This is a genomic window from Streptomyces sp. NPDC048002 (assembly GCF_040653275.1).
GTDB lineage: Bacteria > Actinomycetota > Actinomycetes > Streptomycetales > Streptomycetaceae > Streptomyces.
In genome coordinates this window covers 206,058-230,297 of sequence record NZ_JBEZNL010000006.1, presented here as the reverse complement: position 1 = coordinate 230,297, position 24,240 = coordinate 206,058, and the positions used below count along the sequence as shown (strand labels likewise).

General features: G+C 70.4%; 22 protein-coding genes and 1 tRNA gene. 19 read left to right on the top strand and 4 right to left on the bottom strand.

The genetic code is table 11. The annotated features are described in order from the left end of the window. Positions 1 to 3: 3 nt before the first annotated feature. The 6 genes from AB0E07_RS11660 to AB0E07_RS11635 all read left to right on the top strand — a co-directional run bounded on the left by AB0E07_RS11660 (position 4) and on the right by AB0E07_RS11635 (position 7,182). Complete coding sequence (locus AB0E07_RS11660) at positions 4 to 1,047, top strand: ABC transporter substrate-binding protein (protein WP_362248834.1); 1,044 nt, start codon at positions 4 to 6, stop codon at positions 1,045 to 1,047. Positions 1,048 to 1,138: 91 nt separating this feature from the next. Then, positions 1,139 to 2,026, top strand: coding sequence for a siderophore-interacting protein (locus AB0E07_RS11655; protein WP_362248831.1), 888 nt, complete (start codon positions 1,139 to 1,141; stop codon positions 2,024 to 2,026). A gap of 153 nt (positions 2,027 to 2,179) precedes the next feature. Beyond that, a complete protein-coding gene (gene desA / locus AB0E07_RS11650) occupies positions 2,180 to 3,622 on the top strand; it encodes a lysine decarboxylase DesA (RefSeq protein ID WP_362248828.1) in 1,443 nt (480 codons plus the stop codon). Continuing rightward, positions 3,606 to 4,883, top strand: a complete 1,278-nt coding sequence (locus AB0E07_RS11645; RefSeq protein ID WP_362248825.1) for a lysine N(6)-hydroxylase/L-ornithine N(5)-oxygenase family protein — start codon at positions 3,606 to 3,608, stop codon at positions 4,881 to 4,883. Before desA ends, AB0E07_RS11645 begins: the two co-directional genes overlap by 17 nt. Beyond that, positions 4,880 to 5,413, top strand: a complete 534-nt coding sequence (locus tag AB0E07_RS11640) for a GNAT family N-acetyltransferase (RefSeq protein ID WP_362248822.1) — start codon at positions 4,880 to 4,882, stop codon at positions 5,411 to 5,413. Before AB0E07_RS11645 ends, AB0E07_RS11640 begins: the two co-directional genes overlap by 4 nt. Continuing rightward, positions 5,410 to 7,182: an IucA/IucC family siderophore biosynthesis protein gene (locus tag AB0E07_RS11635; RefSeq protein ID WP_362248819.1), complete on the top strand. Its 1,773-nt coding sequence runs from the start codon at positions 5,410 to 5,412 to the stop codon at positions 7,180 to 7,182. The genes AB0E07_RS11640 and AB0E07_RS11635 overlap by 4 nt, the downstream gene beginning before the upstream one ends. A 71-nt stretch (positions 7,183 to 7,253) precedes the next feature. Here AB0E07_RS11635 and AB0E07_RS11630 read toward each other — a convergent pair whose 3' ends face one another. Then, positions 7,254 to 8,852 carry a beta-N-acetylhexosaminidase gene (locus AB0E07_RS11630; protein WP_362248817.1) on the bottom strand — a complete coding sequence of 533 codons (1,599 nt, stop codon included), beginning with the start codon at positions 8,850 to 8,852 and terminating at the stop codon, positions 7,254 to 7,256. 78 nt (positions 8,853 to 8,930) lie between these two features. Here AB0E07_RS11630 and AB0E07_RS11625 point away from each other — a divergent pair, with 78 nt between their 5' ends. The 3 genes from AB0E07_RS11625 to glmS all read left to right on the top strand — a co-directional run bounded on the left by AB0E07_RS11625 (position 8,931) and on the right by glmS (position 12,052). Then, positions 8,931 to 9,812: a DUF4429 domain-containing protein gene (locus tag AB0E07_RS11625; RefSeq protein ID WP_362248814.1), complete on the top strand. Its 882-nt coding sequence runs from the start codon at positions 8,931 to 8,933 to the stop codon at positions 9,810 to 9,812. 133 nt (positions 9,813 to 9,945) lie between these two features. Continuing rightward, positions 9,946 to 10,203 carry a hypothetical protein gene (locus AB0E07_RS11620; protein WP_351924452.1) on the top strand — a complete coding sequence of 86 codons (258 nt, stop codon included), beginning with the start codon at positions 9,946 to 9,948 and terminating at the stop codon, positions 10,201 to 10,203. Between the two features lie 31 nt (positions 10,204 to 10,234). Further along, positions 10,235 to 12,052 (top strand): glutamine--fructose-6-phosphate transaminase (isomerizing), encoded by a 1,818-nt coding sequence (gene glmS, locus AB0E07_RS11615; protein ID WP_362248811.1) that lies wholly within the window; start codon positions 10,235 to 10,237, stop codon positions 12,050 to 12,052. A gap of 135 nt (positions 12,053 to 12,187) precedes the next feature. On the opposite strand, the gene AB0E07_RS11610 is transcribed toward glmS, so the two are convergent. Both AB0E07_RS11610 and AB0E07_RS11605 read right to left on the bottom strand, forming a co-directional pair. Next, positions 12,188 to 12,748, bottom strand: a complete 561-nt coding sequence (locus AB0E07_RS11610) for a GPR1/FUN34/YaaH family transporter (RefSeq protein ID WP_362248808.1) — start codon at positions 12,746 to 12,748, stop codon at positions 12,188 to 12,190. A gap of 161 nt (positions 12,749 to 12,909) precedes the next feature. Beyond that, entirely contained in the window at positions 12,910 to 13,437 is a 528-nt protein-coding gene (locus AB0E07_RS11605) for a universal stress protein (protein ID WP_362248805.1), read from the bottom strand. A gap of 330 nt (positions 13,438 to 13,767) precedes the next feature. Here AB0E07_RS11605 and AB0E07_RS11600 point away from each other — a divergent pair, with 330 nt between their 5' ends. The 6 genes from AB0E07_RS11600 to AB0E07_RS11575 all read left to right on the top strand — a co-directional run bounded on the left by AB0E07_RS11600 (position 13,768) and on the right by AB0E07_RS11575 (position 17,513). Next, positions 13,768 to 14,076: a hypothetical protein gene (locus AB0E07_RS11600; RefSeq protein ID WP_362248802.1), complete on the top strand. Its 309-nt coding sequence runs from the start codon at positions 13,768 to 13,770 to the stop codon at positions 14,074 to 14,076. Between the two features lie 378 nt (positions 14,077 to 14,454). After that, positions 14,455 to 15,678 carry a helix-turn-helix domain-containing protein gene (locus AB0E07_RS11595; RefSeq protein ID WP_362248799.1) on the top strand — a complete coding sequence of 408 codons (1,224 nt, stop codon included), beginning with the start codon at positions 14,455 to 14,457 and terminating at the stop codon, positions 15,676 to 15,678. Between the two features lie 137 nt (positions 15,679 to 15,815). Further along, positions 15,816 to 16,418 carry an oligoribonuclease gene (gene orn / locus AB0E07_RS11590; protein WP_362248796.1) on the top strand — a complete coding sequence of 201 codons (603 nt, stop codon included), beginning with the start codon at positions 15,816 to 15,818 and terminating at the stop codon, positions 16,416 to 16,418. A 115-nt stretch (positions 16,419 to 16,533) separates the two neighbouring features. Further along, a tRNA-His gene (locus tag AB0E07_RS11585) sits at positions 16,534 to 16,606 on the top strand. A gap of 76 nt (positions 16,607 to 16,682) precedes the next feature. Beyond that, positions 16,683 to 17,201 carry a GNAT family N-acetyltransferase gene (locus tag AB0E07_RS11580; protein ID WP_362248793.1) on the top strand — a complete coding sequence of 173 codons (519 nt, stop codon included), beginning with the start codon at positions 16,683 to 16,685 and terminating at the stop codon, positions 17,199 to 17,201. 27 nt (positions 17,202 to 17,228) lie between these two features. Continuing rightward, positions 17,229 to 17,513, top strand: coding sequence for a hypothetical protein (locus tag AB0E07_RS11575; protein WP_362248790.1), 285 nt, complete (start codon positions 17,229 to 17,231; stop codon positions 17,511 to 17,513). A gap of 510 nt (positions 17,514 to 18,023) precedes the next feature. Here the strand turns inward: AB0E07_RS11575 and AB0E07_RS11570 are convergent. Further along, on the bottom strand, positions 18,024 to 19,079 hold the full coding sequence (locus tag AB0E07_RS11570) for a LacI family DNA-binding transcriptional regulator (RefSeq protein ID WP_362248787.1): 1,056 nt from the start codon (positions 19,077 to 19,079) through the stop codon (positions 18,024 to 18,026). Positions 19,080 to 19,412: 333 nt separating this feature from the next. Between AB0E07_RS11570 and AB0E07_RS11565 the strand changes: the two genes are divergently transcribed. The 4 genes from AB0E07_RS11565 to AB0E07_RS11550 all read left to right on the top strand — a co-directional run bounded on the left by AB0E07_RS11565 (position 19,413) and on the right by AB0E07_RS11550 (position 24,210). Then, entirely contained in the window at positions 19,413 to 20,729 is a 1,317-nt protein-coding gene (locus tag AB0E07_RS11565; protein WP_362248784.1) for an extracellular solute-binding protein, read from the top strand. A 5-nt stretch (positions 20,730 to 20,734) separates the two neighbouring features. Next, positions 20,735 to 21,754, top strand: a complete 1,020-nt coding sequence (locus tag AB0E07_RS11560; protein ID WP_362248782.1) for a sugar ABC transporter permease — start codon at positions 20,735 to 20,737, stop codon at positions 21,752 to 21,754. A 10-nt stretch (positions 21,755 to 21,764) separates the two neighbouring features. After that, the gene (locus AB0E07_RS11555) at positions 21,765 to 22,673 is read left to right on the top strand and encodes a carbohydrate ABC transporter permease (RefSeq protein WP_362248779.1); all 909 of its coding nucleotides are present in this window, start codon (positions 21,765 to 21,767) and stop codon (positions 22,671 to 22,673) included. A gap of 100 nt (positions 22,674 to 22,773) precedes the next feature. Beyond that, on the top strand, positions 22,774 to 24,210 hold the full coding sequence (locus tag AB0E07_RS11550) for a GH1 family beta-glucosidase (protein ID WP_362248776.1): 1,437 nt from the start codon (positions 22,774 to 22,776) through the stop codon (positions 24,208 to 24,210). The last annotated feature ends 30 nt before the right edge of the window (positions 24,211 to 24,240 follow it).

Genomic DNA, 24,240 nt, shown 5'->3' with positions numbered 1-24,240 from the left:
CCCATGCACAACCCCCGAGCCACCCACCTCACCCGCCGTGGCATCCTCGCCGCGGGCGGCGCCCTCGGCCTCGGTGCCGTGCTCGCGGCCTGCGGCGACGACACGGAAAGCGCTGGGTCCGGCAAGGAGACGGCCGCCGCGAAGTCCGGCCCGTGGACCTTCAAGGACGACCGCGGCACGACCGTGAAGCTCGACCAGGTGCCCGCGAACATCGTTGCCTTCACCGGTGTCGCCGCGGCCCTGTACGACTACGGCATCGCGGTCAAGGGCGTGTTCGGCCCGACCACGACGGCGGACGGCAAGCCCGACGTCCAGGCCGGCGACCTCGACGTCAGCAAGGTGACCGTGCTCGGCAACGAGTGGGGCAAGCTCAACATCGAGAAGTACGCGGCCCTTTCGCCCGAGGTCCTCATCACCACGACCTTCGACGACGCGGGCACCCTGTGGTCCGTGCCGCTGGAGTCCGCGGACAAGATCGCCAAGCTCGCCCCGAGCGTCGCGGTCTCCGTCTACGACCGTCAGATGACCGAGCCCCTCCAGCGCATGTGGGAGCTGGCCGAGTCGCTGGGCGCGGACATGAAGTCCGCCGAGATCGCCGACTCCAAGAAGAAGTTCGAGGCCGCCGCGGCCCGGCTGCGCGCCGCCGCCAAGGCGAAGCCCGAGATCAAGGTGATGGCCGGCTCCGCCGCCGAGACCATCTTCTACGTCTCCGGCACCAACTTCTCCATCGACCTGGAGTACTTCAAGTCGCTGGGCGTGAACTTCGTCGAACCCTCGGAGAAGGCGAAGGCCGAGAGCGCCGGCTGGTACGAGGCCCTCAGCTGGGAGAACGTCGACAAGTACGACGCGGACATCATCCTGATGGACGACCGCTCCTCCACCATCCAGCCCGCCGACATCACCGAGGCGACCTGGAAGAAGCTGCCCGCCGTCAAGGCCGGCCAGGTCATCCCGCGTTCGCCGGAGCCGATCCTGTCCTACGACAAGTGCACGCCGCTGCTGGACAACCTGGCCGAGGCGATCGAGAACGCCAAGAAGGTCGCCTGACCTCTCGGGTGCCCCAGGGGCGCGGAAGGCCGGGCGACCGGTCTTCCGCGCCCCCGAACCGAACCCTCCCCCCACCCTCCGAGGTACCCCCATGCCCACGATCGTGGCCGAGTCGTTCCGCTTCTTCTCCCTCCGTGTCCTGCGGACCCGGAGGCTCGGCCCGTCCCTGGTGCGGGTGACCTTCGACGGGGAGGACCTGGACGACTTCCGTTCCGACGGCCTCGACCAGTCGCTGTCCCTGTTCCTGCCGCAGCCGGGGCAGAGCGAGCCGGTCGTGCCGGTCGAGCTGGGGGACGGCTGGTGGCAGGGGTGGCGCGAACTGCCCGACGACGTACGGGCCGTGATGCGTTCGTACACCCTGCGGGCCCTGCGCCGGGACCCGGACGAGATCGACATCGACTTCGTGCTGCACGGGGTCGAACCCGGCGCGTCCGTGCCCGCCGGGCCCGCCTCACGGTGGGCCGCGCGGGCCGCGGCCGGGGACCGGGTGCTGCTGATCGGCCCGGCGATGGCGGACAACCGGGCCATCCGCTTCCGGCCGCCCGCGGACACCGACCTGGTGGTCGTCTGGGGTGACGAGACCGCCGTTCCGGCCGTCTCGGCCATCGTCGAGGCGCTGCCGGCCGGCACCCGGGCCCGGGTCTGGCTGGAGGTCGCCCGCAGCGGGGACGTGCAGGAGCTGGTGACCGCGGCGGACGCCGAGATCACCTGGCTGGTCCGGGAGAACCGGTGCAGCGAGGACCGGGGCGGCGAGAACCGGTGCGGCGAGGGCTCCCCCATGGCCCTCGACGCCCTTCGCGGCGCCGAACTCCCCGCCGCCGAGCGCCCGTACGTCTGGATCGCGGGCGAGTCGGGGTGTGTGAAGGCGCTGCGCCGGCACTTCGTGCACGAGCGCGGGATCGACCGGCGCCGGGTCACCTTCGTCGGCTACTGGCGGCGGGGTCTCACCGAGGAACAGCTGCGCGAGAACGGGGACTGACGGGGGCGAAGTGACGACAGTCACTGGAGGGTTGGGTTCCGCATGTGTTACCACCAGTGAAATTAGGTTAGGCTTACCTAAGTTGATCAGCGTCGTTCTCTCTCCCCGCCCCCACCCCTCGTACCCCGCACGGACTTCCCCGGAGGACCCCCCATGCGCTCGCACCTGCTCAATGACACGACCGCGGAGCGGTACCGCCGCTCCGTGACCGAAGGAGTCGAGCGGGTGGCGGCCAAACTCGCCACCACCGAACGTCCGTTCACCGGTGTCTCCGTCGACGCCCTCGCCCCCACCATCGACGCGATCGACCTCGACAAGCCGCTGCTCGACACCGCCGCCGCGCTCGACGAGCTGGAGGACGTCTACCTCCGGGACGCGGTCTACTTCCACCACCCCCGCTACCTCGCCCACCTCAACTGCCCGGTCGTCATACCGGCGGTGCTCGGCGAGGCGATCCTCTCCGCCGTCAACTCCTCCCTGGACACCTGGGACCAGTCGGCCGGCGGCACCCTCATCGAGCGCAAGCTCATCGACTGGACCAACGCCCGCATCGGCCTCGGCCCCGCCGCCGACGGCGTGTTCACCTCCGGCGGCAGCCAGTCCAACCTCCAGGCGCTGCTGCTGGCCCGCGAGGAGGCCAAGGCCGACCGCCTCGCCGACCTGCGCGTCTTCGCCTCCGAGGTCAGCCACTTCAGCGTCAAGAAGTCGGCCAAACTCCTCGGCCTGAGCGCCGACGCGGTGGTCACCGTCCCCGTCGGCCCCGACAAGCGCATGCAGACCGTCGCCCTCGCCCACGAGCTGGAGCGCTGCAAGAAGGCCGGGCTCGTGCCCATGGCCGTCGTCGCCACCGCCGGGACCACCGACTTCGGCTCCATCGACCCGCTGCCCGAGATCGCCGAGCTGTGCCAGCAGTACGGCACCTGGATGCACGTGGACGCCGCCTACGGCTGCGGGCTGCTCGCCTCGGTGAAGCACCGCGGCCGGATCGACGGCATCGAGCGGGCCGACTCCGTCACCGTGGACTACCACAAGTCCTTCTTCCAGCCGGTGAGTTCCTCCGCCGTCCTGGTCCGCGACGCCGCGACCCTGCGCCACGCCACCTACCACGCGGAGTACCTCAACCCGCGCCGGATGGTGCAGGAACGTATCCCCAACCAGGTCGACAAGTCTCTCCAGACCACCCGCCGCTTCGACGCGCTGAAGCTGTGGATGACCCTGCGCGTCATGGGCGCCGACGGCATCGGACAGCTCTTCGACGAGGTCGTCGACCTGGCCGCCGAGGGCTGGCAACTGCTCGCCGCCGACCCGCGCTTCGACGTCGTCGTCGAGCCGAGCCTGTCCACCCTGGTCTTCCGCTACATCCCGGCCGCCGTGACCGACCCCGCCGAGATCGACCGCGCCAACCTCTACGCCCGCAAGGCGCTGTTCGCCTCCGGTGACGCCGTCGTCGCGGGCACCAAGGTCGGCGGCCGCCACTACCTGAAGTTCACCCTGCTCAACCCCGAGACCACGACGGCCGACATCGCCGCCGTCCTCGACCTGATCGCCGGCCACGCCGAGCAGTACCTGGGAGACTCCCTTGACCGCGCTTCCTGAGACCACGGACCAGACCTACGACTTCGTGGGCATCGGGCTCGGCCCCTTCAACCTCGGCCTCGCCTGCCTGACCGAGCCCATCGACGAACTCGACGGTGTCTTCCTGGAGTCGAAGCCCGACTTCGAGTGGCACGCGGGCATGTTCCTGGACGGCGCCCACCTCCAGACCCCGTTCATGTCGGACCTGGTCACGCTCGCCGACCCGACCTCGCCGTACTCCTTCCTCAACTACCTGAAGGAGAAAGGCCGGCTGTACCCGTTCTACATCCGCGAGAACTTCTACCCGCTGCGCGTCGAGTACGACGACTACTGCCGCTGGGCCGCGAACCGGCTGAGCAGCGTCCGGTTCAGCACCACCGTCACCGAGGTGACCTTCGAGGACGGGCTGTACGCGGTGCGCACCGAGGGCGGCGAGGTCTTCCGCGCCCGGCACCTGGTCCTGGGCACCGGCACCTCCCCGCACTACCCGGCGGCCGTCGAGGGCCTCGGCGGCGACTTCTTCCACAACTCCCGCTACATGCAGAACAAGGCGGAGCTCCAGAAGAAGGACTCCATCACGATCGTCGGCTCCGGCCAGTCCGCCGCCGAGATCTACTACGACCTGCTCGCCGAGATCGACGTGCACGGCTACCGGCTGAACTGGGTCACCCGCTCCCCGCGCTTCTTCCCGCTGGAGTACACCAAGCTCACGCTGGAGATGACCTCCCCGGAGTACATCGACTACTTCCGCGCGCTGCCGGAGGAGACCCGCTACCGCCTCACCGCCCAGCAGAAGGGCCTGTTCAAGGGCATCGACGGCGATCTCATCAACGAGATCTTCGACCTGCTCTACCAGAAGAACCTCGGCGGCCCGGTCCCCACCCGGCTGCTCACCAACTCCGCCCTCAACGGCGCCCGTTACGAGAACGGCACGTACACCCTCTCCCTCCGCCAGGAGGAGCAGGGCAAGGAGTACGAGCTCCGGACCGAGGGCCTGGTGCTGGCCACCGGCTACGCCTACGCCGAGCCCGAGTTCCTCGCTCCGATCGCCGACCGGCTGGTCCGTGACGCGCGGGGCAGCTTCGACGTCGCCCGCAACTACGCCATCGACGTGACCGGCCGGGGTGTGTTCCTCCAGAACGCCGGTGTGCACACCCACAGCATCACCAGCCCCGATCTGGGCATGGGTGCCTATCGCAACAGCTTCATCATCAGTGAGCTGCTCGGCAGTGAGTACTACCCGGTCGAGAAGACCATCGCGTTCCAGGAGTTTGCCGTATGACCTTCACCTTCCGCCCGCTCGACCCCCTCAAGGACGCCGTCCTGCTGCACGCCTGGGTCACCCACCCCAAGGCGGCGTTCTGGATGATGCAGGACGCCCGGCTGGAGGACGTCGAGCGCGCCTACATGGAGATCGCGGCCGACGAGCACCACCACGCCCTGCTCGGCCTGGACGCCGACGGCACCCCCGCCTTCCTGATGGAGAAGTACGACCCCGCCCACCGCGAACTGGTCGGCCTCTACGAGCCGGAGCCCGGCGACGTCGGCATGCACTTCCTCACCCCGGCCACCGACCGGCCCGTGCACGGCTTCACCCGGTCCGTGATCACCGCCGTGATGGCGCACCTCTTCGAGGACCCCGCCGTCCGCAGGGTCGTGGTGGAGCCGGACGTCTCCAACACGGCCGTGCACGCCCTGAACGCGGCCGTCGGCTTCGTCCCCGAGCGGGAGATCCAGAAGCCGGAGAAGAAGGCGCTGCTCAGCTTCTGCACCCGGGAGCAGTTCTTCGCGGCGACGGCGGTGCACGCATGAGCCTCGCCGAGTCCGTCGCCCACCTCTCCCCCGAGCGCTGGGAGTTCGCCAACCGGCTGCTGGTCCGCAAGGCGCTCGCCGAGTTCGCCCACGAGCGGCTCATCACCCCGGCGGCCACCCCCGACGGTGCCTACGAGGTCCGCAGCGACGACGGTCTGACCCGCTACCGGTTCACCGCCGTCCGCCGCGCCCTCGACCACTGGCAGATCGACGCCGGCTCCCTCTCCCGGCACCGGGAAGGCGCCGAACTCCCACTCGCCGCGCTGGACTTCTTCATCGAGCTGAAGTCCGCCCTCGGGCTGAGCGACGCGATCCTGCCGGTCTACCTGGAGGAGATCTCCTCCACCCTCTCCGGCACCTGCTACAAGCTCGGCAAGGAGCAGGTCCCGGTCGCCGAGCTGGCCCGGCGCGGCTTCCAGGCCGTCGAGACGGGGATGACCGAGGGCCACCCCTGCTTCGTCGCCAACAACGGACGGCTCGGCTTCGGCGTCCACGAGTACCTGGCGTACGCCCCCGAGACGGCGAGCCCGGTCCGGCTGGTGTGGCTGGCCGCGCACCGCTCGCGGGCGGCGTTCACGGCCGGGGTGGGCCTGGAGTACGAGTCCTTCATCCGCCAGGAGCTGGGCGAGGAGACCGTCGAGCGGTTCCACGGCGTCCTGCGCGAGCAGGACCTGGACCCGGGCGACTACCTCCTCATCCCCGTCCACCCCTGGCAGTGGTGGAACAAGCTCACGGTCACCTTCGCCGCCGAGGTCGCCCGCCGGCACCTGGTGTGCCTGGGCGAGGGCGACGACGAGTACCTGGCCCAGCAGTCCATCCGGACCTTCTTCAACACCACCAGCCCCGAGAAGCACTATGTGAAGACGGCCCTGTCCGTGATCAACATGGGCTTCATGCGCGGTCTGTCGGCCGCGTACATGGAGGCGACCCCGGCCATCAACGACTGGCTGGCCCAGCTCATCGAGAACGACCCGGTGCTCAAGGAGACCGGCCTGTCGATCATCCGCGAGCGGGCGGCGGTCGGCTACCGGCACCTGGAGTACGAGGCCGCCACGGACCGCTACTCGCCGTACCGCAAGATGCTCGCGGCGCTGTGGCGGGAGAGCCCGGTCGGCTCGCTCCGGGACGGCGAGTCCCTGGTCACCATGGCCTCGCTGGTCCATGTCGACCACGAGGGCGCCTCCTTCGCGGGCGCGCTGATCGAGCGGTCCGGGCTGGCGCCCGCCGAGTGGCTGCGCCGCTACCTCCGGGCGTACTACACCCCGCTGCTGCACAGCTTCTACGCCTACGACCTGGTGTACATGCCGCACGGCGAGAACGTGATCCTGGTGCTGAAGGACGGCGCCGTCGAGCGCGCGGTCTACAAGGACATCGCCGAGGAGATCGCGGTCATGGACCCGGACGCGGTGCTGCCGCCGACGGTGGAGCGGCTGCGCGTGGACGTCCCCGAGGACACCAGACTCCTCTCCATCTTCACGGACGTCTTCGACTGCTTCTTCCGCTTCCTCGCCTCGAACCTCGCCGCCGAGGGCGTGCTCACGGAGGACGAGTTCTGGCGCACGGTCGCCGAGGTCACCCGCGAGTACCAGGACGCGGTGCCGGAACTGGCCGACAAGTTCCGCCAGTACGACATGTTCGCCCCCGAGTTCGCCCTGTCCTGCCTCAACCGGCTCCAGCTGCGCGACAACCAGCAGATGGTGGACCTGTCCGACCCGGCGGGCGCGCTCCAGCTGATCGGCACGCTGAAGAACCCGATCGCGGGGCTGTAGCGGCCCCACAGACCGGCGGGCACCCCGGAGTACGGTCCTCCGGGGTGCCCGTCCCGCCTTCTCTCCCCCCTTTACCCGGCCGGCCAGGGCACCTGCGGCGCCCGGTGGTAGCCGATGCCCAGCGCCTCCCAGCGCGGGCCCTGCGCGGCCAGCCGCACCCGGTAGGCCTCCCAGTCGTGCGCGGCCGCCGGCGACCAGCCCAGCTCGGCCACGCCCGCGACCCGCGGGAACGCCATGTACTCGATGTGCGCGGACGTCTCCAGCGTCTCGCTCCACAGCGGCGCCTCGACCCCGCGCACCGCCGAGGCGGGCACCCCGGGCAGATAGGCGCCGGGGTCCCAGTCGTAGGAGCGGCGCACGTCGACGTAGCCCGCCCAGGACAGGCCGAGCGGGGTGCTCGCGTCGTACTTCATGTCGAGGTAGATCCGGTCGGCGGGCGAGAGGATCAGCCCGGTGCCGTTCCGGGCCGCCGCCGCGACCTGCTCCTTCTCCTGCGGGCTGGTGCCGTCGAGCCCCCAGTACTGCGCGAGGGCGCCCTTCGCCGGGGTCGCGCCGGTCAGCTGGTGCCAGCCGACGACCGTCTTGCCGTACGCGGCGACGACCGGCTGCACCCGGTCCATGAACTTCACGTAGTCCTCGTGCGGGGTCGAGTGCGCCTCGTCCCCGCCGATGTGCAGGTACCGGCCCGGAGTGAGCGCCGCCAGCTCGCGGATCACGTCGTCCACGAAGTCGTAGGTGATCTCCTTCGACACGCACAGCGAGCTGAAGCCGACCTCGGTGCCGGTGTACAGCGGCGGCGCCACCCCGTCGCAGTTCAGCTCGGCGTACGAGGCGAGCGCCGCGTTGGTGTGGCCGGGCATGTCGATCTCGGGGACGACCTCCAGGTGCCGGGAGGCCGCGTACCGGACGATCTCCCGGTAGTCGGCCTTGGTGTAGAAGCCGCCGGGTCCGCCGCCGACCTCGGTCGAGCCGCCGTGGGTGGTCAGGCGCGGCCAGGAGTCGACGGCGATGCGCCAGCCCTGGTCGTCACTGAGGTGCAGATGCAGCTTGTTGAACTTGTACAGCGCCAACTGGTCGATGTACCGCTTGACCTCGGCGACGCCGAAGAAGTGCCGGGACACGTCCAGCATCGCGCCGCGCCAGGCGTAGCGCGGGCGGTCCTCGACCGAGCCGCCGGCGACCAGCCAGGGGCCGGGCTGCGCGGAGTCCTTCTCCACGGCCGCGGGCAGCAGCTGACGCAGGGTCTGGACGCCGTGGAACAGGCCGGCGGGCGCGCCCGCGGTGATGGTGACGCCCCGGGCGCCGCTGTCCAGCCGGTAGCCCTCGGCGCCGTACGGCCCCTTGGCGAGCCGCAGCCGGATGCCGTCGCCGCGGGTGGTGACGGGAAGGCGGTAGCCGGTGGAGGGCCGCAGCACGCCCGCGAGGTACTCGCCGACCCGGCGCACCTCCCGCGAGCCGTCGACACGGATACGGGTGCTGTCGGTGATGCGGTACGGGGATCCGCCCGGCGCCACCGAGGCGGGGGCCGGGACCACCCGGTCCAGCGGGCTCGCGGCGGCGGACGGCGGGGCCGGTGCCGCGCCGGAGGTGAGGGCTCCGGCCGCCGCGACGAGCAGCAGGGAACCGAGGATCCGGGAGAGACGGGGAGTCGTTCTGTGGTGCCGTGTCACATGAACTCCCTTCGGAATTGGTAGAGACCACCATCCCGCACATCCATGGATCACAGAAGCGGTGGAACAATCCCCCTCATGGTGGAAATCATCCAGAAGGACGGCACCTGGGCCTTCGACGGGGACGCGCTGCGGCTGACGCCCGGCCGGGACAAGAACGTCAGCCTCCTGCGCAAGACCCTGGGTGAACTCGTCGTCCCGCTGGGCGCGTTGGCGGGGATCTCGTTCGAGCAGGGCAAGAAGGCCGGCCGGCTCAGGCTGCGGCTGCGGGACGGCGCGGACCCGCTGCTGCACGCCACCGGCGGCCGGCTCACCGAGCCCCACGACCCCTACCAGCTGCTGGTCGAGCCCGGCCGCTACGGCGTCGCCGAGTACTTCACCGACGAGGTCCGCACCGCCCTGACCCTCGACCAGGTGCCCTCCGACCCGGTCTCGGAGTACCTGCTGCCGGGTCCGGCGGTGCCGCTGTCGGTCTCCGCCGGGGACGGCACCGCGAGCTTCGACGGCGAGCGGATCCGGCTGGAGTGGAACTGGAAGACCGAGGACTCCAAGGCGGCCGCGGGCGCCCGGACCCTGAGCCTCGCGGACATCAGCGCCGTGGAGTGGTACCCGGCGGCCGGCCTGGAGAACGGCCACCTCCGCTTCACCGTGCGCACCGCCCCGACCAAGGCGCCGCCGAAGTACGACCCCAACGCGGTCGAGCTGTGGGGCTTCAAGAAGGACCCCCTGATGGCGCTGGTGGCGGCGGCGGTCCAGGTCCGCCTCCCGCACCCGGCGTCCGCCGCCGCGCGGGAACCGGAGCCCGCCCCGGCCCTCCCGCTGCCCTCCCCCGCCACCGCCGAGGACGGCCACGACGCGCTGCTGCGCCGACTGCGCGAGCTGGGCGAACTGCACCGGGACGGCACCCTGACGGAGGAGGAGTTCACCCTCGCCAAGCAGGCCGTCCTGAAACGCATGTGAGCGGGCCCGCCGCACAGGCCGGGGACGGCTCTCACGGGTGCCTCATATCGCGTTCCCAGCCCTCTGACACGCCCCTGCCCGAAATCGGGCAGGATTCTTGCGAAAGGCTCGCCCGTACCTCAGGATCTACCGGGTGCACGACGAACTTGTTGATCACCTGACGCGGTCCACGCCCCTGAGCCGGGGCGAGGCGCTGCGGGTGGTCCAGGACGTGCTCGCCTACTTCGACGAGACGACCGAGGAGTTCGTCCGTCGCCGCCACCGCGAGCTCCAGGCCCAGGGCCTGGTGAACGCGACGATCTTCGAACGGATCGAGGCGGACCTGAAATACCGGGCGGTCGCACCGCCGGAGCTGAGCCTCCGGCAGCTGCGCCGCATCGTCTACGGCTGAGCTCCACGGCCAGGAAACGGATTACCTCCATATGTGCGGAATCGTCGGATACATCGGCAGGCGTGATGTGGCCCCGCTGCTGCTCGAAGGGCTTCAGCGCCTGGAGTACCGCGGCTACGACTCGGCGGGCATCGCCATCACCGCCCCGAAGACGGCCGGCCTGCGGACGGTCAAGGCCAAGGGCCGGGTCCGGGACCTGGAGGCCAAGGTCCCGGCGCGCTTCAAGGGCACCACCGGTATCGCCCACACCCGCTGGGCCACCCACGGCGCCCCCTCCGACGTCAACGCCCACCCGCACCTGGACGTCGACGGCAAGGTCGCCGTCGTCCACAACGGCATCATCGACAACGCCTCCGACCTGCGCCGCAAGCTGGAGGCGGACGGTGTCGAGTTCCTCTCCGAGACCGACACCGAGGTGCTGGTCCACCTCATCGCCCGGTCCCAGGCGGAGAAGCTGGAGGACAAGGTCCGCGAGACCCTCCGGCTGATCGAGGGCACGTACGGCATCGCCGTGCTGCACGCCGACTTCCCGGACCGGATCGTGGTCGCCCGCAACGGCTCCCCGGTCGTCCTCGGCATCGGCGAGAAGGAGATGTTCGTCGCCTCCGACATCGCCGCCCTGGTCGCCCACACGCGGCAGATAGTGACCCTCGACGACGGCGAGATGGCCACCCTCAAGGCCGACGACTTCCGCACCTACACCACCGAGGGCACCCGGACCACGTCCGAGCCCACCACCGTGGAGTGGGAGGCCGCCTCCTACGACATGGGCGGCCACGACACCTACATGCACAAGGAGATCCACGAGCAGGCCGAGGCCGTGGACCGCGTGCTGCGCGGCCGGATCGACGACCGCTTCTCCACCGTGCACCTCGGCGGCCTCAACCTGGACGCCCGTGAGGCGCGCCGGATCCGCCGGGTGAAGATCCTCGGCTGCGGCACCTCGTACCACGCGGGCCAGATCGGCGCCCAGATGATCGAGGAGCTGGCCCGCATCCCCGCCGACGCCGAGCCGGCCTCGGAGTTCCGCTACCGCAACGCGGTCGTGGACCCCGACACCCTGTACATCGCGGTCTCCCAGTCCGGTGAGACCTACGACGTGCTGGCGGCCGTCCAGGAGCTCAAGCGCAAGGGCGCCCGGGTGCTGGGCATCGTGAACGTCGTGGGCTCGGCCATCGCCCGAGAGGCGGACGGCGGCATCTACGTGCACGCGGGCCCCGAGGTCTGCGTGGTCTCCACGAAGTGCTTCACCAACACCACGGTCGCCTTCGGCCTGCTCGCCCTGCACCTCGGCCGCACCCGGGACCTGTCGGTCCGCGACGGCAAGCGGATCATCGCGGGCCTGCGCAAGCTCCCCGCCCAGATCGCCGAGATCATGGAGCAGGAGGCGGAGATCGAGCAGCTGGCCAAGTCCTACGCCGACGCCCGCTCGATGCTCTTCATCGGCCGGGTCCGCGGCTACCCGGTGGCCCGTGAGGCGTCCCTGAAGCTCAAGGAGGTCTCCTACATCCACGCGGAGGCCTACCCCGCCTCCGAGCTCAAGCACGGCCCCCTGGCCCTGATCGAGCCGGCCCTGCCGACGGTGGCGATCGTCCCCGACGACGACCTGCTGGAGAAGAACCGCGCCGCGATGGAGGAGATCAAGGCCCGCAGCGGCAAGATCCTCGCGGTCGCCCACCAGGAGCAGGAGAAGGCCGACCAGACCATCGTGGTCCCGAAGAACGAGGACGAGCTGGACCCGATCCTGATGGGCATCCCGCTCCAACTGCTGGCGTACCACACGGCGCTGGCCCTGGGCCGGGACATCGACAAGCCGCGGAACCTCGCCAAGTCGGTGACGGTGGAGTAGACCCTCTCCGGAGTGGATCCCTCTCCGGAGTGGATCCCTCTCGATCCGGAACGGCCCCCCACGTGATGCCACCCGTCACGCGGGGGGCCGTTCGGCTCGCCGGGGGCGCCCAACACCCCGGCTGCGGCTGCCCTTTCAGCCGGTGGCCGTCACGCCACGGCCGGCAGCCCGCCTCGGCAGCGCCGTGGGCCAGTGGGCGAGCGCCGCGGTCGCCGCGTACCAGGCGACCGCGCCCGCCGCCACGGCGAACCAGCCTCCGGCGTTGGCGAGGAGGTCGCTCTCCGCGAACTGCGCCACCGCCAGGAGCAGCAGTCCGACGAAGAAGAGCCCGTACGTGCCCTGGGTGAGCTGATCCCCGCCCGCGAGCGTCAGCGAGAGCACCACCAGGGCGAACAGCAGCAGGAACAGTCCGGCGCCGTTGGCCGAGCCCGCCTCGGAGACCGTCCAGGTGAACCAGAGCGCGCCGAGCGCCGAGAAGGCCGTACCCCCGGCGGAGTCCCCGTCCCGGAAGGCCAGCAGGCCGGCGACGAACAGGGCGACTCCGCCCACGTACTGGGCGATTGACGCGGCATCAGCCGCCGACACCCCTTCGATCACTTCGGTGTACCCCAGCCCGAAGGCCAACAGGGTGACGCCCAGGGCGAGTCGGCCGACCACAGAGGTGATTCCGCTTCCCGCGGAGACGTCTTTGTCCACGGCGGGCTCCCTTCGTGCAAGTGCAGTTGCGGTGAGCGTTATATGCCCTTCACAAGGGCACAAACACATCTACGCGCCAGTAGGTTCGCGCGCTGCGAGAAGGGTGCGAAACGGGGGTGCCGAGCCCGCGGGAGACTCATCCCGCCTGGTACGAGGGCGAGTTACGGAATGACGACGACCGGCCGCTTGGCCCGCTTGGCGAGCCGTCCGGCGACGGAGCCGAAGATCCGGCCGACGATGCCGTGGGTGGAGCCGACGACGATCGCGTCCGCCTCGTACTCCTGGCCGACCTCCTCCAGTTCGTGGCAGATGTCACCGCCGCGTTCGACCAGGATCCACGGCACCTCGGAGAGGTAGTCGGCGCAGGCCAGTTCCAGTCCGAGCACCTCGGTGCGGTGGTCCGGCACGTCGACGAAGACCGGCGGTTCGCAGCCCGCCCACACGGTGGTGGGCAGGCGGTTGGCCACGTGCACGATGATCAGGCCGGAGCCGGAGCGGTGGGCCATGCCGATGGCGTAGGCGAGGGCGCGTTCACTGGAGGTGGAGCCGTCGAAGCCGACCACGACGCCGTGCTTGAAGGCGGGGTCGCAGGAATGACGTGGCTCTTCGGCCGCCAGGGGCTCGGCCGCCGTGGGATCGGCGACGGGCCGCTTGCGGTCCGCGGGTTCGAAGAATTCGTGACCGGCCATGGCTGTCTCGGCGTTGTGATCCTTGTGTCGGGTGGGACGACAGTGTGCAGCGGAGCTGTGTCCGGGAATCATCTTCCCAACCCCATACCCCCAAGGGTACGGCCGCACGCCTCCTTAGCCCAGATCCCGCGCTGCGCTCCGCGGGGGGTTCCAGGGAGCATGCACGAGGGGGCGCCCGTAACGCAATGGTTGCTGCGCTGTACAGGCGGTTTGCACAGGGTTCGCGCCCGGGGGCCGCCGGGCGGGTCACGGACAGGTCACGGGCGGACAGTGACCGACCGCCCGACCACGCGTTGATCTCCGTGAGCCACCGACACCGGGGAGCGCGCCATGACCGGACAGCAGCCTCAGGACACCACCACCGACGTGATCCGCTGGGCGGCCTTCTCGTGCGTCCTCGTCCCGGTCGTCCTCCTCTGGTACGGCAGCTCGCTGGCCGGTGCCGCCGGCACCGCGCTGGGCCTCGCCGCCGTCACCGCGGTCTGCCGGTTCCTGCTGCGCCGCTCCGAGCGGGTGGCCGCCGCCACGGCGGCCGAGGAGCACCCCGTACCCCCGCGGCAGCGCGGGCACCGCCGGCCCGCCGGGGCGGGCGCGCACGGGGGCGGTCGCCACCCCGGGGGAAATACACCGGGCGGCTGACCGGTTTCCATGCCCTCAAGCGCTTCTTTTCAGCCAACTTCCGGACCCTGTGCATTCCTTGCCCCAACCACCCCCCAACCCCCGTTCCACCTGCACGGAAAGGGGCTGGGGGGTGTCGCGCACCCTACGTGGATTGGCCACTGCGACAAGGCGCACTTCCCTGCACGGCCCGGGAGTGCAACGCTTCGTGATCGAATGCTTCACGCCAAGTTGCCAAGTCGACAATGCGCCTGGTGTCGAACCGGCCACTGCGGCGCGATGCGACACAGTAGATTCGATCTTGACTGTCTACGGCGGGGGACTCGTGCAGGACCGAGGGGAAACGTGCAGGAGCGACACAACCGAGGAGCCGCGACCACCGAGGGGGGCTTAGCAGGGATGAGCCACGACTCCACTGCCGCGCCGGAAGCCGCGGCCCGGAAACTCTCCGGGCGACGCCGCAAGGAGATCGTCGCGGTGCTGCTGTTCAGCGGCGGCCCCATCTTCGAGAGTTCCATACCGCTGTCGGTGTTCGGCATCGACCGCCAGGACGCCGGCGTGCCACGCTACCGGCTGCTGGTGTGCGGCGGCGAGGACGGCCCACTGCGGACCACAGGGGGCCTGGAACTCACCGCGCCACATGGCCTGGAGGCGATCGCGAGGGCGGGGACGGTCGTCGTACCGGCCTGGCGCTCGATCACCTCGCCGCCACCGGAGGAGGCGCTCGACGCACTGCGCCGGGCGCACGAGGAAGGCGCCCGCATCGTCGGGCTGTGCACCGGCGCCTTCGTCCTCGCGGCGGCGGGCCTGCTGGACGGCCGACCCGCGACCACCCACTGGATGTACGCGCCGACGCTGGCCAAGCGCTATCCGTCGGTGCATGTGGATCCCAGAGAGCTGTTCGTCGACGACGGGGACGTACTGACCTCCGCCGGCACGGCGGCGGGCATCGATCTCTGTCTCCACATCGTCCGGACCGACCACGGCAACGAGGCGGCCGGCGCACTGGCCCGCCGCCTGGTCGTCCCGCCTCGCCGGTCAGGGGGCCAGGAACGCTACCTGGACCGCTCTTTACCCGAGGAGATCGGCGCCGACCCGCTCGCCGAGGTCGTCGCCTGGGCGCTGGAGCACCTCCACGAGCAGTTCGACGTGGAGACACTGGCGGCACGCGCGTACATGTCGCGGCGCACCTTCGACCGCCGGTTCCGGTCGCTGACGGGGTCCGCCCCGCTCCAGTGGCTGATCACCCAGCGGGTACTCCAGGCGCAGCGCCTGCTGGAGACGTCCGACTACTCGGTGGACGAGGTCGCGGGCCGTTGCGGCTTCCGCTCACCGGTGGCACTGCGCGGGCACTTCCGCCGCCAGCTCGGTTCGTCGCCCGCGGCGTACCGCGCGGCCTACCGTGCCCGCCGCCCCCAGCCCGAACGGCCGACGGCGGACGCCGACACCGCCCCCGGCCCGACGCACACGCTCCACCCGGACCCCGGCCCGGTACCCCTTCAGGCCCGTCGCACTCCCGCGGCGAGCACGATGGGACCGGCCCTGGCCACCGCGTCCGCCGAGCACGGCCGCGAGGCGTACATGCCACGCGCGACCCTCCCGGGCCAGCGCAGCGCGACCTGAGCGGAGACCGCCGGAACACGCCGGACGGGCACACCAGCCCGTCCGGCGTCTCGCGTGCCGGGGTCCGACGCGCGGCCGGGACGGTCCGGCGACGACGCGTGGCACCCAAAAGCAGACGTCAGCTTTAGGGTGGTCGCATGAACGATCGCATGGTGTGGATCGACTGCGAGATGACCGGCCTCTCGCTGTCCGACGACGCTCTCATCGAGGTGGCCGCCCTCGTCACCGACTCCGAGCTGAACATCCTCGGCGACGGTGTGGACATCGTGATCCGCCCGCCGGACACGGCGCTGGAGACGATGCCGGAAGTGGTGCGTCAGATGCACACCGCGTCCGGACTCCTGGAGGAGCTCGCCGGCGGCACGACCCTGGCCGACGCCGAGGCCCAGGTCCTCGCGTACGTGCGCGAGCACGTGAAGGAACCCGGCAAGGCTCCCCTGTGCGGCAACTCCGTCGGCACCGACCGGGGCTTCCTGCTGCGGGACATGCCGACCCTGGAGGACTACCTCCACTACCGCATCGTGGACGTCTCCAGCATCAAGGAGCTGGCCCGCCGCTGGTACCCGCGGGCCTACTTCAACAGTCCCAAGAAGAACGGCAACCACCGCGCGCTCGCCGACATCCGGGAGTCGATCGCGGAGCTGCGCTACTACCGCGAGGCCGTCTTCGTCCCCCAGCCGGGCCCGGACTCCGAGACCGCCAAGGGCATCGCCGCGAAGCACGTCCTGCCTGCTCAGTAGCGCCCCGCTCGGGCCCGGAACCGGGCCCCGGCAAAGGGGGGCGCGAGCACCCCTTCGGACCCTGTACACTTTTTCTCGGCCGGTCGGTGAACCACCAGGGAAACCGCCGGTCATGGTGGGTGTAGCTCAGCTGGTAGAGCACCTGGTTGTGGTCCAGGAAGTCGCGGGTTCAAGTCCCGTCACTCACCCTGATCAGTCAGCCGGTGGCCTCGGAAGAGGTCACCGGCTGACTGCGTTCCCGGGCCCCCGCGTACGCTCCCGGGAATGACCGAGCCCCTGCACTCCGCCCGTCTGGACCTCCTGCCGCTGCGGGTCGAGCACGCCGAGGAGATGGCCGCCGTCCTCGCCGACCCGGCCCTGCACACCTTCATCGGCGGCGAACCCGCCGCCCCGAAGGCGCTGCGCGCCCGCTACGAGCGGCTGGTCGCCGGCTCCCCCGATCCGGCCGTGGCCTGGCACAACTGGGTACTGCGGCTGCGCGCCGAGGACCGGCTGACCGGGACCGTCCAGGCCACCGTCGCCGGGGACCGCGCCGAGATCGCCTGGGTCGTCGGCACCGGCTGGCAGGGCCGCGGGATCGCCTCGGAGGCCGCCGGCGCGCTGGTCGAGCACCTCGTCCGGCAGGGCGCGCGGACCGTTCTCGCCCATGTGCACCCCGATCACGCGGCCTCCGCGGCCGTGGCCCGCGCCGCCGGACTGGCCCCGACCGGACAGTGGCAGGACGGCGAGGTGCGCTGGCAGGTCCGGCCGGACGAGCGGGCCGGGCGTATCGTCGGAACATGAGCCGTAGCTGAGGCCGGGAGGCTCGTCATGGCGTCACGGATGCACCGGTGGCGGCTGCTGACCTGGGTGATCCTGGCCTTCAACCTGGCGATGCTGCTGTGGCTGGTGGTCGCGCTGGACGCGGCCGAGGACAGTGGACGGAGCTGTGTCGGGGACCTGTGCGAGGAGGCCGGCGACCCCACCAGCTCGGCCGGGACCTGGCTGGTGGTCCTCGTCTGGCTGGCCGGAGCGGTACTGCTCGGCGCCGCCTGGCTCATCACCCACCACACCGAACGCCCAACCCGCCGCCCCCGCCGCGGCTGGCACCGCTGATCCCACCCGGGGGCGGCAAGCAGCACGCGTGAGCCCACCCGGAGGCGGCAAGCAGCACGGTTGAGCCCACCCAGGGGCCGCAGACACCACAGGTGATCCCGCCCAGCACCACGGCCGACACCCGGTGTACCCCCCTCAGGGCGGCAAGCGGCACGGCGAACCCGCTCAGGACAGCGGTCGGCACCGGCGAACCCACCCCAGCGCGACGGCCGTCACCCAGGGAACCCCCTCAGGGCGACAGTGGGCACTGGTGATCCCGCCCAGCACGATGACCCGCACCGACGAACCCGCTCAGCCACGACAGCCGGCACCGGCAACCCGCCCGCCACGACGGCCCACACCGGCAGACCCGCCCGCCACGGCGGCCGACGCCGGCGAACCCGCTCAACACTGCGGCCGACACCCCGGCGAACCCCGTCAGTGCGGCACCCGGCAGAGGCAAACCCGCTCAGGGCCACCGCCCGCACCGCCAGACCCGCCCGGCGCGATGATCCGCATCGGCGAACCCCCTCAGGACGAGGCCCGCTCCGCCAGTTCGGTGGCCAGGACCACCTGGCGCCGTTCCAGGCCCCGGGAGGCGGCGGGGCGGCGGTCGGCGATCTCCTCCAGCAGCAGGTCGATCATCCGGCGGCCCATCTCCTCTATGGGCTGGCGGACGCTGGTCAGCGGCGGTTCCATGTGGCGGGCGATGGCCGAGTCGTCGTAGCCGACCAGGGCCACGTCGTCCGGGATGCGGCGGCCCGCCTCCCGCAGCGCCTGCCGGGCACCCGCCGCCATCACGTCCGAGCCCGCGAAGACCGCGTCCAGACCGGGCCGGCGCCCGAGCAGCTCCGTCATCGCCCGCCGGCCGCCCTCCTCGGTGAAGTCACCGGGTTCGATCAGCTGCTCGTCGACCTTGTGCCCGGCGTCCCGCAGCGCGTCCCGGTAGCCGTCGGCACGACGGGCCGCGCCGTAGACCTCCAGGCGGCCGGTGATGTGGGCTATCTCCCTGCGCCCCCGGGAGATCAGGTGCTCCACCGCCTGCCGGGCCCCGCCGTAGTTGTCGGCGTCCACCGAGGGCAGGGTCTCCGCGGCGGACCGCGGGCCGCTGATCACGGCCGGGATCTCCAGCTGGGCCAGCAGGTCGGGCAGCGGGTCGTCGGCGTGCACGGAGACCAGCAGGACCCCGTCCACCCGGTGCGCGGCCAGGTACTGCGCGAGCCGTTGCCGCTCCCGGTCGCTGCCCGCGAAGATCAACAGCAACTGCATCTCGGTGTCGGACAGTTCGGCGCCGACACCCTTGAGCATGTCCGAGAAGTACGGCTCCGCGAAGAACCGGGTCTCCGGCTCGGGGACGACGAGGGCGATGGCGTCGGTCCGATTGGCGGCCAGGGCGCGGGCGGCCGTGTTCGGGACGTAACCGAGTTCGGCGACCGCGGCCTCCACCGCGGCACGGGTGGCGTCGCTGACCCGGGGCGAACCGTTGATCACGCGGGACACCGTGCCCCGGCCGACACCGGCACGCGCGGCGACCTCTTCGAGGGTGGGGCGACCACCGCTCCGGCCCCGCGCTCCGTGGCTTGCCATGGGCTCCGCCTTTCGCCGTTGTCCTGTCGCTGGCCTGGAATTTAACAGTCCCGGGCAGCGACGTGACCGGCCACCGGTGGCAACCTGGGCCGCACCGGGTTACGGCCCGGTTCCAGTTAACAGCCCGATAACTGAACGCATCTCGCCGCTCCCATGCCCTTGACACCCCCGCCCGGACCGACGACTCTTCAACACATCACCTGTGGGAGCGCTCCCACAGTACCTGACACATACACATCCCGCACGTTCCCCGCCCGAGCCGCAGCGAGAACTAACGGGCCCAACAATGCAGTTGGCCGGGGGGTCGGCACGTCAGGGCAACAGGAGGACTCAATGCGAGCACGTACCCGAATCCGCCGTAAGGCGGTTGTCCTCGCGGCGGTGGCGTCGCTGGGCGCCGGGCTGCTGGCCGGCTGTGCCGACGACGGCGACGACAAGGACAGTTCGTCGTCCGACGGCGGTGGCGGCAAGATCAAGATCACCCTTGGCCTGTTCGGCGCCGCCGGCTTCGAGGAGTCCGGTCTCTACAAGGAGTACGAGAAGCTCCACCCCGAGATCGACATCCAGCAGACCGTCATCGAGCGCAACGAGAACTACTACCCGGCGCTGCTGAACCACCTCACCACCAACAGCGGTCTCCAGGACATCCAGATGGTCGAGGTCGGCAACATCGCCGAGATCGTCCAGACCCAGTCCGACAAGCTGCTCGACCTGTCGAAGTACGGCAAGAAGAGCGACTACCTGGAGTGGAAGTGGGAGCAGGCCACCACCTCGGACGGTCTGACCGTCGGTGTGGGCACCGACGTCGGCCCGATGGCCATCTGCTACCGCAAGGACCTCTTCGAGGAGGCCGGGCTGCCCACCGACCGCGAGGAGGTCGGCAAGCTCTGGGCCGACGACTGGAACAAGTTCGTCGAGGTCGGCAACGACTACAAGGCGAAGGGCCCCAAGGGCACCACGTTCCTGGACTCCCCCGGCGGTCTGCTCCAGGCGATCCTGAGCAGTGAGAAGGACCGCTTCTACAACGCCTCCGGCGAGGTCATCTACAAGACGAACCCGGCCGTGAAGGACGCCTTCGAACTGACCTCGAAGGCGGCCGAGGACGGGCTGATCGGCAACCAGACGCAGTTCCAGCCCGCCTGGGACACCACCATCGCCAACTCCAAGTTCGCCGCGATGTCCTGCCCGCCGTGGATGCTCGGTTACATCAAGGGCAAGTCCAAGCCCGAGTCGGCCGGCAAGTGGGACGTGGCCCAGGCGCCGAAGTCCGGCAACTGGGGCGGTTCCTTCCTGACCGTGCCCAAGTCCGGCAAGAACACCGAGGAGGCGGCGAAGCTCGCCGCGTGGCTGACCGCTCCCGAGCAGCAGGCCAAGCTCTTCGGCAAGCAGGGCAGCTTCCCGAGCACCCCGGCGGCCTACGAGTCGGCCGAGGTGACCGGTGCCAAGAACGACATGACCGGTGACGCGCCGATCGGCACGATCTTCGCCGCCGCCGCCGCGAACATCCCCGTGCAGACGATCGGCCCGAAGGACCAGATCATCCAGCAGGGCCTGACGGACAACGGCGTGGTCCTGGTGACCCAGGGCAAGTCGCCCGAGGAAGCCTGGGACAACGCCGTCAAGACCATCGACAACGCCCTGGACCAGTGACCCGGATGACCACTGGGCACGACACCGCCGCCGCGTCCCCCTCCAAGGAGGGGGGCGCGGCCCCGGGCCGCCCCGCGGGGAACGGTCCGGAGACCGAGCAGGAGCGGCAGCGCCGGTCCCGGCTGTCCCGCCGCTGGCAGCGGGACGTGCGCTGGAGTCCGTACGCTTTCGTCTCCCCGTTCTTCCTGCTGTTCCTGGCCTTCGGCCTGTTCCCGCTGATCTACACGGGCTGGGCCTCGCTGCATCAGGTGGAACTGACCGCGCCGACCGAGATGAACTGGGTCGGACTGCGCAACTACACCCGGATCTTCGACGACGAGTTCTTCTGGAACGCGGCCGAGAACACGCTGACCATCGGCATCATCTCGACCGTCCCCCAGCTGCTGATGGCGATGGGCATCGCCCACATCCTCAACTACAAGCTGCGGGCGTCGACGTTCTACCGGGTCGCCATGCTGGCGCCGTACGCCACCTCGATCGCCGCCGCCTCCCTGGTCTTCGTGCTGCTGTTCGGCCGCGACTACGGCATGATCAACTGGGCGCTGGGCACGGTCGGCATCGACCACATCGACTGGCAGAACGACAAGTGGGCCTCCCAGATCGCCGTCTCCACCATCGTGGTCTGGCGCTGGACCGGGTACAACGCGCTGATCTACCTGGCCGCGATGCAGGCGATCCCGCAGGACCTGTACGAGTCGGCCGCGCTGGACGGGGCGAGCCGCTGGCAGCAGTTCTTCCATGTCACGCTGCCCTCGCTGCGCCCGACGATCCTGTTCACCGTCGTCGTGTCGACCATCGGCGCCTCGCAGCTGTTCGGCGAGCCACTGCTGTTCGACGCGAACAAGGGCGCCTCCGGCGGATCCCAGCACCAGTTCCAGACGCTCGGCCTCTACCTGTACGAGCAGGGCTGGGTCAACCAGCACCTGGGCCGTGCCTCCGCCATCGCCTGGACCATGTTCCTGATCCTCATCGTGGTCGGGATCGCCAACTACGTCATCTCGCGCCGGCTGCGCGCCAGTAGTTAAGGAGACGGCCGTGACGACGACCCTGACGAAACCCGGGGAACCCGACGCCCCCGACGCGCCCAAGCGGTCCCTGCGGCCGAAGTCGGCGCGGGCGGGCGGCACCCTGCACGCCGGGCCGATCGCGTACGTGATCCTCGGCCTGTTCACCATCGGTTCGCTGTTCCCGCTGGTGTGGACGGCGATCGCCGCCTCCCGCGACAACCAGCGGCTGGCCGAGACACCGCCGCCGTTCTGGTTCGGCTCGAACCTCTTCGACAACCTCGATCTGGCGTGGAACGACGCCAACCTGGGCGAGGCGTTCATCAACACGACGTTCGTGGCGGGTGTCTCCTCGCTGACCATCGTGTTCCTGTCGACGATCGCCGGGTTCGCCTTCGCCAAGCTGCGCTTCAAGGGCCGCAACGCGATGATGCTGATCGTGATCGGCACCATGATGGTGCCGCCGCAGCTCAGTGTGATCCCGCTGTACATGATGGTCGCCAAGCTCGACTGGTCCGACCAGCTCCAGGCGGTGATCCTGCCCTCGCTGGTGAGCGCGTTCGGTGTGTTCTTCATGCGGCAGTACCTGATCCAGGCGCTGCCCGACGAGATCATCGAGGCGGCGCGGGTGGACGGCGCGAGCAGCTGGCGCGTGATCTGGCACGTGGTGTTCCCGGCGGCCCGTCCGGCGATGGCCGTGCTGGGCATGCTGATGTTCGTGCAGACCTGGAACGACTTCCTGTGGCCGTTCCTGGTGCTGACCCAGAACGGCAATCCGACCGTGCAGGTGGCGGTCGCGGGTCTGGGCCGCGGCTACACGCCCGACCAGTCCCTGATCATGGCGGGCGCGCTGCTGGGCACGCTGCCGCTGCTGATCGTCTTCGCGATCTTCGGCAAGCAGATCGTGGGCGGCATCATGCAGGGCGCGGTCAAGGGCTGACGCCCCCCTTTCCCAGGGGCCGGGTCACCGCCGCTCCGGCCCCTTCCTTCCCCCCTCCTCTTACTCGTCGGTCCACCCGACCTCCTTTGGGAGCGCTTCCATGCCTGAGTCCGCACAGCCGGTGACCCCGGTGACCTTTCCTCCCGCCTTCCTCTGGGGCGCGGCGACCTCCGCGTACCAGATCGAGGGGGCGGTGCGGGAGGACGGCCGCACCCCGTCGATCTGGGACACCTTCAGCCACACGCCCGGCAAGACCACCGGCGGCGACACGGGTGACATCGCTGTCGACCACTACCACCGGTTCCGGGACGACGTGGCGCTCATGGCCGAGCTGGGCCTGAGCGCGTACCGCTTCTCGATCTCCTGGTCCCGGGTGCAGCCGACCGGCCGCGGTCCCGCGGTCCAGCGGGGTCTGGACTTCTACCGCAATCTGGTGGACGAACTGCTGGAGCACGGCATCAAACCGGCGGTGACGCTCTACCACTGGGACCTGCCGCAGGAGCTGGAGGACGCGGGCGGCTGGCCGGAGCGGGACACCGCCTACCGGTTCGCCGAGTACGCGCAGATCGTCGGTGAGGCGCTGGGCGACCGGGTGGAGCAGTGGATCACCCTCAACGAGCCCTGGTGCAGCGCCTTCCTGGGGTACGCGTCGGGCATACACGCGCCCGGCCGGACCGACCCCGCGGCCTCGCTGCGCGCGGCGCACCACCTGAACCTCGCGCACGGTCTGGGCACCAAGGCCCTGCGTTCGGTGATGCCGGCCCGCAACTCGGTCGCGGTGAGCCTGAACTCCGCGGTGGTCAGGTCCGTCTCGGACGCCCCCGGGGACCTGGCGGCCCGGCAGCGGATCGACGACCTGGCCAACGGGATCTTCCACGGCCCGATGTTCCAGGGTGCCTACCCGCAGTCGCTGCTGACGGCCACCTCGTCGCTGACGGACTGGGACTTCGTCCAGGACGGCGATCTGGCCCTGATCCACCAGCCCCTGGACGCGCTGGGCCTCAACTACTACACGCCGTCGCTGGTCTCGGCCGCCGAGTCGGCGCCGACCGGTCCGCGCGCGGACGGGCACGGGGTGACCGCGTACAGCCCGTGGCCGGCCTCGGAGGACGTGGCCTTCCACCAGTCGCCGGGCGAGCGCACCGAGATGGGCTGGTCGATCGACCCGACCGGCCTGCACGACCTGATTATGCGCTACAGCAAGCTCGCCCCCGGTCTGCCGCTGTACATCACGGAGAACGGCGCGGCCTACGACGACAAGCCCGACCCCGACGGCCAGGTCCACGACCCCGAGCGGATCGCCTACCTGCACGGCCACCTCGCCGCGGTCCGCCGCGCCATCGAGGACGGCGCGGACGTGCGGGGCTACTACCTGTGGTCGCTGCTGGACAACTTCGAGTGGTCCTACGGCTACAGCAAGCGCTTCGGCGCGGTGTACGTCGACTACACGACCCTGGAGCGGACCCCGAAGTCGAGCGCCCTGTGGTACGGACAGGCAGCTCGCACGGGCGCCCTCCCGAGCGTGGAGTCGGACTAGCCGACAGCGGGCCGCGGCACCCGTGGGGAG

Excerpts from the sequence above, each read along its gene's own strand:
- AB0E07_RS11660 (WP_362248834.1), top strand. The coding sequence starts at position 4 with ATGCACAACCCCCGAGCCACCCACCTCACCCGCCGTGGCATCCTCGCC.
- AB0E07_RS11655 (WP_362248831.1), top strand. The coding sequence starts at position 1,139 with ATGCCCACGATCGTGGCCGAGTCGTTCCGCTTCTTCTCCCTCCGTGTC.
- desA (WP_362248828.1), top strand. The coding sequence starts at position 2,180 with ATGCGCTCGCACCTGCTCAATGACACGACCGCGGAGCGGTACCGCCGC.
- AB0E07_RS11640 (WP_362248822.1), top strand. The coding sequence starts at position 4,880 with ATGACCTTCACCTTCCGCCCGCTCGACCCCCTCAAGGACGCCGTCCTG.
- AB0E07_RS11635 (WP_362248819.1), top strand. The coding sequence starts at position 5,410 with ATGAGCCTCGCCGAGTCCGTCGCCCACCTCTCCCCCGAGCGCTGGGAG.
- AB0E07_RS11625 (WP_362248814.1), top strand. The coding sequence starts at position 8,931 with ATGGTGGAAATCATCCAGAAGGACGGCACCTGGGCCTTCGACGGGGAC.
- glmS (WP_362248811.1), top strand. The coding sequence starts at position 10,235 with ATGTGCGGAATCGTCGGATACATCGGCAGGCGTGATGTGGCCCCGCTG.
- AB0E07_RS11605 (WP_362248805.1), bottom strand. The coding sequence starts at position 13,437 with ATGGCCGGTCACGAATTCTTCGAACCCGCGGACCGCAAGCGGCCCGTC.
- AB0E07_RS11600 (WP_362248802.1), top strand. The coding sequence starts at position 13,768 with ATGACCGGACAGCAGCCTCAGGACACCACCACCGACGTGATCCGCTGG.
- AB0E07_RS11595 (WP_362248799.1), top strand. The coding sequence starts at position 14,455 with ATGAGCCACGACTCCACTGCCGCGCCGGAAGCCGCGGCCCGGAAACTC.
- orn (WP_362248796.1), top strand. The coding sequence starts at position 15,816 with ATGAACGATCGCATGGTGTGGATCGACTGCGAGATGACCGGCCTCTCG.
- AB0E07_RS11580 (WP_362248793.1), top strand. The coding sequence starts at position 16,683 with ATGACCGAGCCCCTGCACTCCGCCCGTCTGGACCTCCTGCCGCTGCGG.
- AB0E07_RS11575 (WP_362248790.1), top strand. The coding sequence starts at position 17,229 with ATGGCGTCACGGATGCACCGGTGGCGGCTGCTGACCTGGGTGATCCTG.
- AB0E07_RS11570 (WP_362248787.1), bottom strand. The coding sequence starts at position 19,079 with ATGGCAAGCCACGGAGCGCGGGGCCGGAGCGGTGGTCGCCCCACCCTC.
- AB0E07_RS11565 (WP_362248784.1), top strand. The coding sequence starts at position 19,413 with ATGCGAGCACGTACCCGAATCCGCCGTAAGGCGGTTGTCCTCGCGGCG.
- AB0E07_RS11560 (WP_362248782.1), top strand. The coding sequence starts at position 20,735 with ATGACCACTGGGCACGACACCGCCGCCGCGTCCCCCTCCAAGGAGGGG.
- AB0E07_RS11550 (WP_362248776.1), top strand. The coding sequence starts at position 22,774 with ATGCCTGAGTCCGCACAGCCGGTGACCCCGGTGACCTTTCCTCCCGCC.